Below are 15,502 nucleotides of genomic sequence, written 5' to 3'. Positions count from 1 at the left end.
TTGCTGGCAATCGTTTGCTTTTACCAGGTGGTCAGCTAAAATGCCCGCTTTTCCACCGTGGGATTGCCGCCGATGTCTGTTAACACTCTGGAGTCTGCTGATGCGCAACCGATTGCGCAGAAGCAAAACAGTGAACTGATTTACCGCCTTGAAGATCGTCCCCCGCTACCTCAAACCCTGTTTGCCGCCTGCCAGCATCTGCTGGCGATGTTCGTTGCGGTCATCACGCCGGCTCTGCTGATTTGTCAGGCGCTGGGGTTACCGGCGCAGGATACGCAACACATCATCAGTATGTCTCTGTTCGCTTCCGGTGTAGCCTCCATCATTCAAATTAAAGCCTGGGGTCCGGTGGGTTCGGGGTTGCTGTCGATTCAGGGCACCAGCTTTAACTTTGTGGCGCCGCTGATCATGGGCGGTACGGCACTGAAAACCGGCGGCGCAGATGTCCCGACGATGATGGCGGCGCTATTCGGCACCCTGATGCTGGCAAGCTGCACAGAGATGATCATCTCCCGCGTTCTGCACCTTGCGCGCCGGGTGATCACCCCGCTGGTCTCCGGCGTGGTGGTGATGATTATCGGCCTGTCGCTGATTCAGGTGGGTCTGACCTCCATCGGGGGCGGCTACGCGGCAATGAGCGACCATACCTTCGGCGCGCCGAAAAACCTGCTGCTGGCAGGCGTAGTGCTGGCGATCATTATTCTGCTTAACCGCCAGCGTAACCCGTACCTGCGCGTGGCTTCGCTGGTGATCGCCATGGCGGCCGGTTACCTGCTGGCGTGGGCGCTGGGCATGCTGCCGGAAAACACCACCCCAACCAACAGCGCGTTGATTACCGTGCCAACGCCGCTCTACTACGGCCTGGGCATTGACTGGAGTCTGCTCCTGCCACTGATGCTGGTCTTTATGATCACCTCGCTGGAAACCATTGGCGATATCACTGCCACCTCCGACGTGTCCGAGCAGCCGGTCTCCGGCCCGCTGTACATGAAACGTCTGAAAGGCGGCGTGCTGGCGAACGGACTGAACTCGTTTGTCTCGGCGGTGTTCAACACATTCCCGAACTCCTGCTTCGGCCAGAACAATGGCGTGATCCAGTTGACCGGCGTGGCCAGCCGCTACGTGGGCTTCGTGGTGGCGCTGATGCTGGTGGTCCTCGGCCTGTTCCCGGCGGTGAGCGGGTTTGTGCAGCACATTCCCGAGCCGGTCCTGGGCGGCGCGACGCTGGTCATGTTCGGTACCATCGCGGCCTCCGGCGTGCGTATCGTCTCCCGCGAGCCGCTGAACCGCCGCGCAATCATGATTATTGCGCTGTCTCTCGCCGTAGGACTTGGCGTCTCCCAGCAGCCGTTGATTTTGCAGTTTGCCCCGGACTGGGTGAAAAACCTGCTCTCTTCCGGCATCGCCGCGGGCGGTATTACCGCTATCGTGCTGAATCTCATTTTCCCGCCTGAAAAGAACTGATCCCCACACGGCAGGCTGTCAATGCCTGCCGTGACATCTCTTTACACCATTCCCGCCTTGAGCATTGCGCATAAATCGTGCATAACACCCTTATGTGCGTTTCGCGGGAAGGAAGACCATGAAATTTATTGGAAAGCTGCTTATCTATCTTCTGGTAGCCCTGCTCATTGTAGTGCTCGCCTTTTATTTTCTGCTCCAGACCCGCTGGGGCGCATCGCAGGTCAGTAGCTGGATCACGGTGAATACCGATTACGAGCTCAACTTTGACCTGATGGATCACCGCTTTTCATCCCCTTCTCACATTCTTCTGGAAAACGTTACCTTCGGACGAGATGGCAAACCGGCCACGCTGGTCGCTAAAAAAGTGGATATTGGCTTAAGCAGCCGCCAGATCACCGACCCGCTGCATATGGACGCCATCACCCTGTTCGATGGCACGCTGAATTTATCTCCACAGACGGCGCCGCTGCCGTTCCAGGCCGATCGTCTGCAACTGAATAACATGGCCTTTAACAGCCCGAATACGGAGTGGGATCTCAGTGCGCAAAAGGTGACCGGTGGCGTCAGCCCGTGGCAGCCCGAGGCGGGGAACGTACTGGGGAAAAATGCGCAAATCCAGATGAGCGCCGGGTCGCTCACGCTCAACGGCATACCGGCCAACAACGTGCTGATTCAGGGACAACTCAACGGCAAAGAGGTGGTGCTCAATACCATCGGTGCCGATATGGCGCGCGGCTCGCTTACGGGGTCGGCTCAGCGTAATGCCGACGGTGGCTGGGTTATCGACACCCTGCGTCTGAATGAGATACGCCTGCAAAGCGACAAATCGCTGCTGGATTTCTTCGCCCCTCTCTCCACCCTGCCTTCGTTACAGATTGGGCGGCTGGAAGTGACCGATGCCCGTCTACAGGGGCCAGACTGGGCGGTAACCGACCTCGATCTCAGCCTGCGTAACCTCACCCTGAGTAAAGGTGACTGGCAAAGCCAGGAGGGACGGTTATCCCTGAACGCCAGCGAATTTATCTACGGCTCGCTGCATCTTTTTGATCCTATCCTGAACGCGGAATTCTCCCCGCAGGGCATTGCGCTGCGTCAGTTCACTTCCCGCTGGGAAGGGGGCATGGTGCGCACCTCCGGCAACTGGCTGCGCGACGGGAACGCGCTGGTGCTGGACGACGTTGCCATTGCCGGGCTGGAATATACGCTTCCGGAAAACTGGAAAACGCTGTGGATGGATCCGCTTCCGGCATGGCTGAACAGCGTGACGCTGAAAAAATTCGGCCTGAGCCGCAACCTGGTGATCGACATCGATCCGGCGTTCCCATGGCAGATCACCTCCCTCGACGGTTATGGCGCTAATCTGCGTCTGGCGCAAGACCACAAGTGGGGCGTGTGGGGCGGTAACGCAACCCTGAACGGGGCGGCAGCAACCTTTAACCGCGTCGACGTGCGACGCCCGTCGCTGGCGCTGAATGCCAACGCCGCAACGGTAAACATTACCGACCTGAGCGCCTTTACCGAGAAAGGGATCCTGGAAGCGACCGCCACCGTGTCACAGCTGCCACAGCGACAAACCACCGTGAGCCTGAACGGGCGCGGCGTACCACTCAACGTCTTGCAGCAGTGGGGCTGGCCAGCGCTGCCGATTGCGGGCGACGGCAATATTCAGCTCACCGCCAGCGGCAGCGTGCAGGCGAATGCGCCGCTGAAGCCGACGGTGAACGGGAAGCTGAGCGCGGTAAATATGGATAAACAGCAGGTGCAGCAGACGATGACCGGCGGGATGGTGTCGGCGGTGGCTCCGGCACAGTAAAAAGCCGGGTGGCGGCTTCGCCTTACCCGGCCTACGAGGTTTTGGTTCCTTCTACCGTGGGTGAGGGCATCAGACCGCATAATTACCGTAGGCCCGGTAAGCGAAGCGCCACCGGGCATTTTTACGGCTCAGAGGTGAACCACCACCTCATCCCCGTCGGCTTTCACCACCACACCCCACTCGCTGCCCGCATGTGAACCGCCTTTCACGCCGCCAACCTTTTGCACGTTGCGCAAGCACACCGACCAGTTTTGCGCATCTCCCGCGCCGGTAAAGGTCACGACGTCGCCCTGACGTGACGCCTTCAGCGTAAACACCACAGAACCGTCCGCCGCAGGCACTTCGCTTACCGCCGTTGCGCCATCGCTCAGGTTGAAGAGCTGGAAGGCTGTCCCCTCGTGCCACGCATAGTCCGGCTTCTGGTTATTATTGCCGAGCGCCAGCAGCGTGTTGTCGCGCACATAGACCGGCAGGCTCTGGAAATCGTGCTGCTGCTTATGCCAGCGGCTGCCCTCGATTACATCGTTGTGCCACAGGTGCGTCCAGCGCCCTTCCGGCAGCCAGAACTGCACGTCGCCCGCCTCGGAGAACACCGGCGCCACCATCATTGAATCCCCCAGCATGTACTGGCGGTCAAGGTAATCGCACGCCGGATCGTCCGGGAACTCCAGCATCATTGCCCGCAGCATCGGCGTGCCGAACTCGCGGGCCAGCGCCGCCTGACGATACAGGTACGGCATCAGCTGGCATTTCAGCTGGGTGAAGTGGCGCACCACGTCGCAGGACTCGTCATCGTACGCCCACGGCACACGGTAGGATTTGCTGCCGTGCAGGCGGCTGTGGCTGGAGAACAGCCCGAAAGCGCACCAGCGCTTATAGACGTGCGCCGGAGCGGTGTTTTCAAACCCGCCGATATCGTGGCTCCAGAATCCGAAGCCGGACAGGCCAATCGACAGCCCGCCGCGCAGGCTTTCCGCCATCGATTCATAGTTGGCGTAGCAGTCGCCGCCCCAATGCACCGGGAACTGTTGCGCCCCCACGGAGGCAGAACGGGCAAACAGCACCGCCTCTTCTTCTCCCACCGTCTCTTTCAGCACGTTCCATACCAGTTCGTTGTAGATGTAGGCGTAATGGTTGTGCATCTTCTGCGGATCGGAACCGTCAAACCACTGGACGTCCGTCGGGATACGCTCGCCGAAGTCGGTCTTGAAGCAGTCGACGCCGATCTCCACCAGGCCTTTCAGCTTGTCGGCGTACCACCGGCACGCGTCCGGGTTGGTGAAGTCGTAGATCGCCAGCCCCGGCTGCCATTTGTCCCACTGCCACAGGGAGCCGTCCGGGCGCTTGAGCAGGTAGCCCTTCTCTTTCAGCTCACGGAAGATCGGCGATTTCTGGCCGATGTACGGGTTGATCCACACGCAGACCTTCAGCCCTTTCTCTTTCAGGCGGCGGATCATCCCTTCCGGGTCGGGGAAGGTCACCGGGTCCCACTCAAAATCGCACCACTGGAAGGCTTTCATCCAGAAGCAGTCGAAGTGGAACACGTGCAGCGGCAGGTCGCGCTCGGCCATGCCGTCGATAAAGCTGTTGACCGTCGCTTCGTCGTAGTTAGTGGTGAAGGAGGTGGTCAGCCACAGGCCGAACGACCACGCCGGCGGCAGCGCCGGACGCCCGGTGAACTGCGTATAGCGGTTTAATACCTCTTTTGGCGTCGGGCCGTCGATCACGAAGTACTCCAGATACTCCCCTTCCACGCTGAACTGCACTTTGGACACTTTCTCGGAGCCGACTTCAAACGAGACATTTTCCGGGTGATTCACCAGCACGCCATAACCACGGTTGGTCAGGTAGAACGGGATGTTTTTGTAGGACTGCTCGGTGCTGGTGCCCCCGTCGCGGTTCCAGGTTTCGACCGTCTGACCGTTGCGCACCAGGGCGGTAAAGCGCTCGCCCAGACCGTAGACCGTTTCCCCCACGCCCAGATCCAGACGTTCAAACACATAGTTGCGATCGGTGTTGGTATCCTGCACGTAGCCGTTGTTTTTCAGCTGGCTGCCGGTAATGCGCTGGCCGTTGCGCAGGAAATCCAGCGCCCAGAACTCGCCTTTGGTGACGCGCACGCTGACGCTGCCGCTTTTCAGCTCGGCAAATTCGGCGTTGTTTTCAATCTCAACTTTTACATCCTTCAGAACGTTCAGCGGATAGTGCGGGCCGTTGTTCAGCGCGCCCTGGAAGTGCTCAATGCGCACCCCGATAATCCCTTCCTGCGGAGCAAACAGGCGCACCGTGAACATCAACGTGTCGAGCTGCCAGGTGCGTTCGCGCACGTCACGCGGCGCCACATACACCACCAGGTCATTGCCCTGCTGCTCCACGTCGAACACCTGTACCGGATACGTCACGTTAAGGCCCGGTTGGATAAGCCAGTTTCCATCACTGATTTTCATGCTTACGTCCTCTTAGTTCTGCAATTCTTTACTGACCGGCAGGTTTTCAAACTCCTGCTGATTGCGGCGCGCGCCCTGCGCCAGCTCGCGCAGGATTTTGGTCAGGAAGGGGGTTTTCAGCGTGTAGTAGCGTTTGGCGATAATGGCGCTCAGCACGTAGCAGATCGCCGGAGCCAGGGTAAACAGACCGATAATGATGCTGATGGTCGCGCTGTTCTGGGTTTTGGCCGCAGCGTCGTAGCCGCCGCCTGCCAGCATCCAGCCGATCATCGCCCCGCCCAGCGCCAGGCCGAGCTTCAGCACGAACAGCGTGCCCGCAAAGCTGATGCCGGTCAGGCGTTTGCCGTTGGTCCATTCGCCGTAGTCGACGGTATCGGACATCATTACCCACTGAATCGGTGTCACCAGCTGATGCAGCACGCCGATAACGAAGATGAAGCCGAACATCAGCACGGTGGCATGCATCGGCACGAAGAACATCGCCACGCTGACCACCGCCAGCGCGGCGTTGGTCCACCAGAAGATGCTGACCTTGCACTTCCAGTCGGTGAGCGGTTTCGCCAGCGCGGAGCCAATCAGGTTGCCGACGCAGTAGGTGGTGAGGAACGCGACGAACACTTCCGGCGAACCCATGATCCAGGTGCAGTAGTACATCATCGCGCCGCCGCGCACGCAGACGGCAAGGGTGTTGAGGATGGTCAGCACGCCGACGATGCGCCACTGGTCGTTTTGCCAGATGTCGCGCAGATCTTCCCGCATGGAGGTGGTGCTCGGCGGCACCTGGATGCGCTCTTTGGTGGTGAAGAAGCAGAACGCCAGCATCAGGAACGCGACCACCGACAGCACGGCGATCCCGCCCTGGAAGCCGAACGCTTTATCGTCGCCGCCAATCAGGTTTACCAGCGGCATCATCAGCACCGTAGAGAGCATGCCGCCCGCCGTCGCCAGCACAAAGCGCCAGGACTGAAGGGAGATACGCTGCGTCGGGTCGTTGGTGATCACCCCGCCCAGCGCGCAGTACGGGATGTTGACCACGGTATAAAGCAGGGTCAACAGCGTGTAGGTGATAGCGGCGTAAACCATTTTGCCGTTGAGGCTCAGGTCCGGCGTGGTATACGCCAGCACGCAGACGATGCCGAACGGGATCGCGCCGAATAAAATCCACGGACGGAACTTGCCCCAGCGGCTGCGGGTGCGGTCGGCAATCAACCCCATGCACGGGTCGGAGATCGCATCCAGCGCGCGGGCCAGCAGGAACATGGTGCCGACAAACCCGGCGGGAATACCAAAAATATCGGTGTAGAAAAACATCATATAAAGCATGACGTTATCAAAAATGATATGGCTGGCGGCGTCTCCCATGCCGTAGCCAATCTTCTCTTTTACTGAAAGTACTTCGCTCATATTTTTATCCTTCACGCTGTAGGGGGCGCTGAGACCGGTTGCATTGGTTTTAAACCATTGTTTCAGGAGCGGGTATTGCGTTTTCTGGTTAAGAGATTACGTTTCTTGTTTTTTGTGATCAGGATAAAAGTTGATGAGCACGAAATGCTAACCTGAGGATTTTCTTAAGAATTAGCTGAAACAGGGGGATTCAGGTCAAAAGAGAGGTGAAAAAAGTGGTGTGGGGTATGTGGTAAATGCCTGAAAGTAGCTATAATGCGCCCCGCCTCCATGTAGCAATGCAGGCGCGGAAGATCGTCATCTCCGGTGAGGTGGCTGGACTTCAAATCCAGTTGGGGGCGCCAGCGTTCCCGGGCAGGTTCGACTCCTGTGATCTTCCGCCAAAAATGCAAAACGCCAACAATCCAATAATCCTAATCACCTTTTATTCCTTGAAAAATAAGGTTGTGAAATGGAACTATCCTCCCCTGATTTCTCTAAAATTAGATACAATTTAAATAACTTTATTGATGTTCTTGAGGGTATTGAAGAAACATTACCTACGATTAGAAGGAATCTTTATAGAGATTTTAAGGCAAAAGAAAAACAATCAGACGAATTCATTTTAGCGCACTCATATCAGCGAGAGTATGATGGGGAAGGTATATTAATAAAATATAAAATGCCTTTTGAAAAGCAAAGAGAATTATATTTCCTAATGCGTTCCGTTCATAAATCCTTAAAAACAGCGAGAGCCATTCCATCAAGTTTTCTTGTATCTATCGTAAGCGAGTATGATGCATATCTCGGAGTGCTATTAAAAGAAATCTATCTTTCCAAACCTGAAATAATAAACTCTCTAGAGAAGAACCTTACATTTAATGAGATTATGGAGTTTGGAAGCATTGATAAGATAAAAGATTTTGTAATTGAAAAGGATATTGAAACAACTTTAAGAAAAAGTCATTTAGAACAATTATTAAGTTTGGAAAAAAATTCTCGATTCCATTAACTAAAGGGTTAACTATATTAACATCTTTTATAGAAATTACAGAACGTAGAAATTTATTTGTACATTGTAATGGCGTAGTCTCTTCACAATATATGAAGATTTGTACTGAAAACAATTGTAATATTGGAGATACGAAATTAGGAACTGCTCTTTTCGCTTCAAACACATATATTTTCAATGCGATTGCAATTATTTCTGAGTTAGTAATAAAGCTAACCCATGTTCTTTGGCTGAATCTATTCAAAAGTCAAGAAGATAGCCTCCCTGCATATAATAGTTTGATACAACTATCATATGAATTATAAAAAAAAGGAAAAATATGATTTATGTATTAGTGTATTGCCATTATTTTCGGAAACCAAATCAAAATCTTTAGATGAAATAACAAGAAGGTATCTTGTTATTAATCTTGCCATAGCTTATAAATTTTCCAATGAAGAGAAAAAATGTTATTCGCTGCTTTCTCAGTATGATTGGTCCGCATTAAGTTTTCTTTTCAAAATGGCAGAAAGGATCTTGTTATCTGATTATGACAAGGCTGCTGAATATATGAAAAAGGCATATCTTGCAGAAGAATTTAAAAAAGAACATTTGATAGATTGGCCTTTATTTAAATATTTCAAAGAAAGCGAACAATTTAAGTCCATCTGCCAAGAACTTTTCACAGAAGATGAGATGCTTGAATTCATCGTACCTCAAAACGACCCTGAACCTATAGAAGAGCATACTTCTCCGTCTATGGCTGATGTCAAAGCGGAGGTCGAAGCAGAAGCAGAGGCAGAGGCAGAGGCAGAGGCAGAGGCAGAGGCAGAAACAGAAACAGAAACAGAAACAGAAACAGAAACAGAAACAGAAATAAAATAATCATATAAAAAAGAGGTAGTATTACCTCTTTTTTGATTTTATATTTAGCCTTTCCCAACAAGCCTCTTTAACCCACTTACTAAAATTCCCTTTCCCCGCAGCCTTCTCAATCTGCTCCAAAAGCTCATCCTCAAACCGGATGTTCTTCATAGTGCTTTTGGTACGGTCAAAATTTGGTTTCTTTTTCTCTTGCATGGTAGGTACCACTTCGGTTAATTTATCTGCATGTGGTACCTACCACATGGATTCGTAATTCTGACAACGCCCAGCAGTGTTGGAGCACTAATGGGCGTCTAACCTCACCAACTATCAAGGAGTTGATTATGGCTGATTCGCATTCTACCCCAGACACCGACCAATCCGGAACCGAGCGTTCGTTAATTGTGGGATACCGCCCGAATGTTTACGACAAATCTACGCCAAAAATCATCCTTTCCGGCAAGTGGCTGCGCGCGGCGGGGTTTGATACTGGGCAGCAGGTCACGGTAAAGGTGATGAAAGGGTGCATCGTTCTGGTGGCGTATAACGAGCAGGAGCAGAGGTTGCAGGACGATTATAAAAGGACGAAGGCAAAGCTCACCGAGATAGAGGACGCGCTTGCAGCGATCCAAATTCCACATGCTGAAAAGCGCCTCGCAAAATCAAATACAAACCACCTGGCTTAGCGGCTGTTTCTGGCGCGCAAACCGTCTTGTGCAACAGGCGTTTAAGATATGAAAACGACATGGCTGATAAGACGTAATCCAATCTCCGACAGGTGATTTGTTATGTTTGCCTGTGATGACGGAACCGCTCGCATCACATGTCGCTTTAAACTTGAAACACTCTGGCTGTCGCAAGCAGCCAGAGCGGCTCTTTTTCAGGTCACACCGCAAGCCATAACTCAGCATATCAAAGCAATTTATGAAGAGGGTGAACTTGAATAAAAAGTAACTTGTAAGGCTTACTTACAGGTTCAGCAAGAAGGACAATCGCAACACATTTCACTATTGCCTTCCCGGCTTCCTCGCTTTCGGTTAGGGCAGACCAGGCGCTCCAGGAATAACTTGTAAATGGCTTTGTTATGGATAACAAGTGTCTGAAGAATCTTCCAGTCGGATCATCCGCCCTATATGATCATTTCGAAGAAACGCTGGAAAGCGCCTCGCAGTTTCTCACTTGCACCATCCGTTTGATATCTCTTCTTTGTCATACTCCTGCCACTCACGCCCCGGCTGCCACTGACAGCCATTGCATTTATTAACTACAGCTTATATTCTTTTTATAAGCTACAGCTTATCATGGACGAAAGCATGTGGACGGTACTGTTTAGTAAGGTATTCGAGCAATGGTTGCTTGAACAGGAAGATGGGTTGCAGGAAAAGGTACTGGCAGACCTGTTAAATCTACAGAATTATGGACCGCGTCTTCCTCGTCCCTATGCGGATACCGTTAAGGGCTCACAGTATAAGAATATGAAAGAGTTACGTATTCAATATGCGGGTCGCCCGGTTCGTGCGTTCTTCGCGTTTGATCCTGTACGTCAGGCCATTGTGCTTTGCGCGGGCGATAAGCGTAATGACAAAACCTTTTATGAAAAACTGATTCGCATTGCGGATGCTGAATTCACCCTTCATCTGACAAGCCTGGAGGCAGCCAAGTGAAAACCTTAAATGAAGTGATTGCGTCACGCTCACCGGAAAGCCAACAGCGCATTCAGGAGATGGCAGAGGAAATGTTCCTCGAAACCGGTCTGCAACTTCTGCGTGAAGAGCTCCAGCTTTCGCAAAAACATGTCGCCGATCTTATGGGCGTAAGTCAACCTGCGGTAACACAGCTGGAGCAGCGTGGAAACGATCTGAAGATTGCTACGCTTAAGCGTTACATCGAAGCGATGGGCGGAAAACTTAGCATTAACGTGGAACTACCCACTGGCAAGCAGGTTGCGTTTCATCTCTAGCGCGATTGTATCTGTAGTTGATGGCGCAACTATATAAGCCGCATTTTACATCCACCTCAGAAAATTAATTCTGCGACGTGCGCCACACCCCAGGCGTACAACCATACTCCGTCTGAAAATGACGAATAAAGTGCGCGCAGTCGCTGAATCCCATCCGCTGCGCAATATCCGTCACGCTTTGCTGCGAGTTCTTCAGCAGCCAGCAAGCATAGCGCAGTCTGGCGCTGCGGATAAATTCGCGGGCCGTTTTGCCGAATTCTGCGTGGAACAGACGGTTGAGCTGGCGTTCACTCAATGCCACTTCTCGCGCAAGCCCGGCGGTAGTGAGCGGCCGGGTCAGGAACTGTTCAATCAGCATGACGGCGCGGCGCAACCGCGAGTCAGGGATAAGCGCAAGATTCGCCGGACGTGGGGTGGCAATTTCATGCGGAACGAGCGACAAACGCTGACAGGTGGTGCTGGCGATATCATCCCCGGCATGGGCGCGGATAAGCTCAGTTGCCAGCGTCAGGGTGGAAATACCGCCCGGGCAGGTCAGCACATCGCCATCGTCGATGAAATCATACCCTTGCTCAGCATAAACCAGCGGGAAAGCCTGCCGAAATGCATCAAGGTGGAAAGGATGGATGGACGCTCGTCGTTCATTCAGCAATCCTTCCTGTGCGAGGACAAAACTGCCGGTGCCAATGCCAATGAGCGGAACCCCGGCATGGTGGGCATGTGCCAGATACGCTTTATCCCCCTGATACCCTAAGTCCAGATACTGCAATTCACCGCCGATAACAGCAAGGTAGTTAAAACTTTCCGGCGGGGCATGGGGGGAATCCGGTCTCATGATTATTCCCGCATTGCTGATAATCGGGATATCAGGAAACTCACTTATCAGGCTGATTTTAAATGCTAATTTATCCTGAGCTTTCGCTGCATAACGCAGCGCCTCCAGCAACCCGGAGACGGCCAGGAGTGAATAACGGGGCCATAATATCAACCCAATATGCAGACACTTTTCCGGTACTGATTTCCCCCCATCGGAGGAGTCAAATACACTTTTCATTTACTTGCCAAATTTAAAATTAATTACATTATCGCAACATGATCTGTCGCACTTTATATTTCTAAGATAATCCTGATATTTTAAATCAAGCATAAATGAGACGGGAGGAAAATATAATGCTTTTCTCGTTTACATCATTCTTTTTTTGAACCACGACACACATATGTCGGTAATGTTCCTAAGGTAAAGATATAGTTACCATTATGTTGTTCATTGATACGCATATAAATACTCTTGCCCGGATAGACAAAAAATTGCGGTTCATATTTTTCCAGCCAGCTGTCTTCGACATTATCGTCCGGGAAAGTCATATTTTTTTCTGACGTCAGCAAATAGAGGCGATCTTTTCTCTCCACCCGAAAGGAAATTTTCCTGTCGATGGTTTTACCCGGATCGCTCTTTGCCCGGCCATTCATGCTCAGGGTGCCGAATTTCCCGTCGAAGGTGTAATTCAGCCAGACCGTCAGCGTCTCATCCGGATGGTGCTGTACCAGATTAGCCTGGCATGAAAAAGGCTGAACGTAAGATCGGTGCCACAGGTAATAGCCCGTCAGCACGCCTGCCGTGACGAGGCCCGTCACGATGACATACAGCATCTGCCGAAAACGAGTCATGCTAGCTATCCTTCAGGAAATAATCAGATATACAGCGGTTCGGTTCTTTCATTGGCCGGTCGCAGCGAATAACCGACGCACGAGGAAGCAGGGCGTACCAGCTGATGTAAACCCAGGGATATTGCGCGCATTCAGCCTTGAATTGTTCTACATAGGTCAGCGCGGAAGCGCGTTCAGCGTGAGTCTGAATGTCGTTCGCAAGATAAACGCGACAGGCCCCGACGGATGCCGCAAAACGGTAATCCTCAACAAAACGGTTTTCCCTGGCGCTCATATATCCCGTCACGCCTGCCCCGGCCAGGATGACCAATAGCCCCATGACGACAGCCAGCCAGCGCGTGGGCTTCCTGGCAACGGGCGCTGCTGGCGCGGAGGATGCAGAGACCTCCTCGATCGCTGGCGCCTCCATACATTGTCCCTCTGCGGGTTGAGGCGCGACGGGTGAAGACTCTCTGACAGTTATTTGCGTGTCGCTTGCCAGCGTCAGCCCAATCCGGGGAATGGTAACGATAGGGTCAGTTTCAAAACCAATCTTTTTGAGCCCTTTGCGCAGAATGGAGATGTTCTGGTAATAGGTATTGGAGGAGACAAGCATGCCGCGGCTTTGCCAGACAATATCAAGGAACTCTTGCTGAGTGACAATCGACCCCGCTCTGTCGATTAATAACAACAGGCATCGGCCTGCTGGCGAATTTAACACAACCACACGGTCAGGATTGTTGATATCACGTAACGTGCTGGCCGCAGGATGAAATTCGACGATATTATTTATAATGTAATGCTTATGCATAGGGGCAGTATGAATTCTCCGGTTAACAGATGTTGAACCTGAGTCACCGCATGTATGTGATGACATTCGCGTCGGGATTAATGTGACTGATTAACAGCATGCTGTATATCTTCGCCATTGGCGAAAAATCTTAATTTATATTTCATCCCTTAAGCTTCACTGAACCTGCATAAGAACTCAACCCTTGTAGAATGGGGCTTGCAGAGCCGCTTCATCCGCGACCATCCTCATTATGATGTTTTGTGAAGGGAATTTCCGCTCCACAGAAGTATCTGACTATCGACAGCATCTCTTTTATCAGAGCCTCTCCTTTTGGCGCACTCCTCGCCTCTTGACATTGACAAATATCTACATAAAAAAACATTGTACGCCACGGACATGCGTGTCTGAAATATTCAGTACTCTTAAGCCTTAAGTTTTCTCAACCTGACAAATATCAATAAGTTACATGGTTTTTGTATGCTTTTCACCCACCTCTCTATCAGTTTTTATCGATGATAACATTCGTAAATTGTTATTCCCCGTCAGCAACTTCACACCCGCACTGACACCAGACGACAAACTCCTTACAAAACATTTATCAAAGCTAAATTTTCATTAAAAATAGCGGCTATCATAATTTACAGAAAGCGAAGCGGAATAAGACCAATCAGAGGGAAGCGTCGTAACCGGTCTCGATCTCAGTAATTAATACAATTTTAGATTAATTCAGATTACCTCTTTATTGGCCGACGTATAGTAGGCCTACACTATGCAATACGTCATTGCTTCGAGAATACTGGCGATACCCTTATAAATAATTCGCCTGATTACTATTATAATTCGAGGAATAACATGACGAACAATAACCAAATAACACAGCATATTACTGTTGCATTGATGGGCGGCGATCATTATGCAAGAAACGGCATTAAAACGTTATTACGCAGCATCCGCGACGACCTTCACATCATTATCATCGAAGGAGGTTATCAGGAACTGGATAAGGCGCTGTCGTCGATTCGTATCGATATCTTATTTATATCCGGCGCAGAGAAATACCATACAGGGTATGGCTCACTGAAATATTTAAAAAAAATCAAAGCCACGCATCCAGAGGTGATTATCTGCCTGTACTCAACCTCTGCCCATTCCCTGTTATGGGCCAGGGAAGATATTGATGCCTATATCTCGCTACAGAACACGGTTTATCAGTGGCGGATAAAGCTAGCAAAAATGGTCGATAGCCATTATCGGCCCCAAAAGCAGCCAGCGGCGTTATCGCTGACGCCTGGAGAAAGGAGGGTATTAAAGGAACTCAGGAACGGACTGGATATACGTTACATCGCAGAACTGGAGAAACTTTCTTATCGCCGCGTGAGCGCTTTAAAAAGCTCAGCGATAAGAAAACTCGGGCTCAGGAATAAGACAGATTTGCTGGTCTTTTTAACCAGTTAGACCTGCCGCTTTCAGAGCAAATCTCGTAATAAAAAACCAAGGAACCATGAAATGAAAGCACGCCTTACTTGCCATTCTCTGCTGGCATTAAGCATTGCCGCCCTGCTGCCAGCGGGCTCAGCACTGGCCACCACCACCAGCGGCGGCACGGTTAACTTTAGCGGTAAAGTGGTGACCTCCGCCTGTGCCATCAGCGCCGGTAGCGCGAATATCGACGTCGACATGGGTGAAGTGCGTACCGCCACGCTGGCTGCCGCAGGCAGTGAAGCCAGTACCGCAAAAGCCTTCTCCATCACGCTGGAGGATTGCGAAATCGCCGATACCTCCGCGTCCACGGAAGATAACCCCATTGCCGCAACGACCGTGGCTATCACCTTCACCGGTACGCCGGACAGTACCGATGTGAATAGCCTGGCTGCGGGAGTAAACGGCGGCGCGGGCTCGGCGCAGCATGTCGCTATCCGTCTTTATGATGAACAGGGCAACGTCGTCAGGCTGGGTGAGCCGGCAGCAGCGATCCCCCTGCGTGCGGGGGCGAACACCCTGAACTTCAGCGCGAAATATTACTCCCCACTGGGCAACGCCACGGCGGGTGATGCCAGCGCGGTCGCAACCTACACCGTGACCTATTCGTAATCTTCAGGCCCGGTCTGCTGGCCGGGTCTGACTCAGCTTTCAGGAGACG

At 52.1% G+C, this 15,502-nt stretch carries 16 protein-coding genes and 1 tRNA gene; 11 read left to right on the top strand and 6 right to left on the bottom strand.

Features of this window, described 5'->3' with window-relative positions; all coding sequences use genetic code 11:
- Positions 1–72 precede the first annotated feature (72 nt).
- The gene (gene xanP / locus ACQG1K_RS00525; RefSeq protein ID WP_032626600.1) at positions 73–1,464 is read left to right on the top strand and encodes a xanthine/proton symporter XanP; all 1,392 of its coding nucleotides are present in this window, start codon (positions 73–75) and stop codon (positions 1,462–1,464) included.
- Between the two features lie 118 nt (positions 1,465–1,582).
- The gene (locus ACQG1K_RS00520) at positions 1,583–3,277 is read left to right on the top strand and encodes an AsmA family protein (protein WP_038415017.1); all 1,695 of its coding nucleotides are present in this window, start codon (positions 1,583–1,585) and stop codon (positions 3,275–3,277) included.
- A gap of 128 nt (positions 3,278–3,405) precedes the next feature.
- Here ACQG1K_RS00520 and yicI read toward each other — a convergent pair whose 3' ends face one another.
- The gene (yicI, locus tag ACQG1K_RS00515) at positions 3,406–5,724 is read right to left on the bottom strand and encodes an alpha-xylosidase (protein ID WP_367075558.1); all 2,319 of its coding nucleotides are present in this window, start codon (positions 5,722–5,724) and stop codon (positions 3,406–3,408) included.
- 12 nt (positions 5,725–5,736) lie between these two features.
- Entirely contained in the window at positions 5,737–7,128 is a 1,392-nt protein-coding gene (locus ACQG1K_RS00510) for a glycoside-pentoside-hexuronide family transporter (protein WP_426720973.1), read from the bottom strand.
- 288 nt (positions 7,129–7,416) lie between these two features.
- On the opposite strand from ACQG1K_RS00510, the gene ACQG1K_RS00505 reads away from it, so the two are divergent.
- The 3 genes from ACQG1K_RS00505 (at position 7,417) to ACQG1K_RS00495 (ending at position 8,983) form a co-directional block, all read left to right on the top strand.
- Positions 7,417–7,511: transfer RNA gene (locus ACQG1K_RS00505), tRNA-Sec, on the top strand.
- Positions 7,512–7,579: 68 nt separating this feature from the next.
- Entirely contained in the window at positions 7,580–8,119 is a 540-nt protein-coding gene (locus tag ACQG1K_RS00500) for a hypothetical protein (RefSeq protein WP_367075556.1), read from the top strand.
- A gap of 294 nt (positions 8,120–8,413) precedes the next feature.
- Positions 8,414–8,983, top strand: coding sequence for a hypothetical protein (locus ACQG1K_RS00495; protein WP_426720974.1), 570 nt, complete (start codon positions 8,414–8,416; stop codon positions 8,981–8,983).
- Between the two features lie 21 nt (positions 8,984–9,004).
- Here ACQG1K_RS00495 and ACQG1K_RS00490 read toward each other — a convergent pair whose 3' ends face one another.
- Entirely contained in the window at positions 9,005–9,178 is a 174-nt protein-coding gene (locus tag ACQG1K_RS00490) for a YlcI/YnfO family protein (protein WP_126291579.1), read from the bottom strand.
- 128 nt (positions 9,179–9,306) lie between these two features.
- On the opposite strand from ACQG1K_RS00490, the gene ACQG1K_RS00485 reads away from it, so the two are divergent.
- The 4 genes from ACQG1K_RS00485 (at position 9,307) to ACQG1K_RS00470 (ending at position 10,922) form a co-directional block, all read left to right on the top strand.
- Positions 9,307–9,648, top strand: a complete 342-nt coding sequence (locus ACQG1K_RS00485) for a SymE family type I addiction module toxin (protein WP_126291581.1) — start codon at positions 9,307–9,309, stop codon at positions 9,646–9,648.
- Positions 9,649–9,750: 102 nt separating this feature from the next.
- Positions 9,751–9,909, top strand: a complete 159-nt coding sequence (locus tag ACQG1K_RS00480) for a hypothetical protein (RefSeq protein ID WP_226869726.1) — start codon at positions 9,751–9,753, stop codon at positions 9,907–9,909.
- A 366-nt stretch (positions 9,910–10,275) separates the two neighbouring features.
- A complete protein-coding gene (locus tag ACQG1K_RS00475; protein WP_047050720.1) occupies positions 10,276–10,626 on the top strand; it encodes a type II toxin-antitoxin system RelE/ParE family toxin in 351 nt (116 codons plus the stop codon).
- Positions 10,623–10,922, top strand: coding sequence for a helix-turn-helix domain-containing protein (locus ACQG1K_RS00470; protein ID WP_023299004.1), 300 nt, complete (start codon positions 10,623–10,625; stop codon positions 10,920–10,922). Before ACQG1K_RS00475 ends, ACQG1K_RS00470 begins: the two co-directional genes overlap by 4 nt.
- A 64-nt stretch (positions 10,923–10,986) precedes the next feature.
- Here the strand turns inward: ACQG1K_RS00470 and ACQG1K_RS00465 are convergent, their stop codons facing one another.
- The 3 genes from ACQG1K_RS00465 to ACQG1K_RS00455 all read right to left on the bottom strand — a co-directional run bounded on the left by ACQG1K_RS00465 (position 10,987) and on the right by ACQG1K_RS00455 (position 13,380).
- Positions 10,987–11,757, bottom strand: a complete 771-nt coding sequence (locus ACQG1K_RS00465) for a GlxA family transcriptional regulator (protein ID WP_237765595.1) — start codon at positions 11,755–11,757, stop codon at positions 10,987–10,989.
- A gap of 353 nt (positions 11,758–12,110) precedes the next feature.
- Positions 12,111–12,590: a hypothetical protein gene (locus ACQG1K_RS00460; protein ID WP_022646606.1), complete on the bottom strand. Its 480-nt coding sequence runs from the start codon at positions 12,588–12,590 to the stop codon at positions 12,111–12,113.
- A 1-nt stretch (position 12,591) separates the two neighbouring features.
- Positions 12,592–13,380, bottom strand: coding sequence for a winged helix-turn-helix domain-containing protein (locus ACQG1K_RS00455; protein ID WP_126291583.1), 789 nt, complete (start codon positions 13,378–13,380; stop codon positions 12,592–12,594).
- Between the two features lie 834 nt (positions 13,381–14,214).
- On the opposite strand from ACQG1K_RS00455, the gene ACQG1K_RS00450 reads away from it, so the two are divergent.
- Both ACQG1K_RS00450 and ACQG1K_RS00445 read left to right on the top strand, forming a co-directional pair.
- Complete coding sequence (locus ACQG1K_RS00450) at positions 14,215–14,817, top strand: helix-turn-helix domain-containing protein (protein WP_022646604.1); 603 nt, start codon at positions 14,215–14,217, stop codon at positions 14,815–14,817.
- Between the two features lie 51 nt (positions 14,818–14,868).
- Positions 14,869–15,453, top strand: coding sequence for a fimbrial protein (locus ACQG1K_RS00445; RefSeq protein WP_058646788.1), 585 nt, complete (start codon positions 14,869–14,871; stop codon positions 15,451–15,453).
- The last annotated feature ends 49 nt before the right edge of the window (positions 15,454–15,502 follow it).

Origin of the sequence: Enterobacter cloacae complex sp. 402C9, from assembly GCF_050030745.1 — a bacterium.
GTDB lineage: Bacteria > Pseudomonadota > Gammaproteobacteria > Enterobacterales > Enterobacteriaceae > Enterobacter > Enterobacter intestinihominis.
This window is presented reverse-complemented; position numbering and strand designations above follow the sequence as displayed.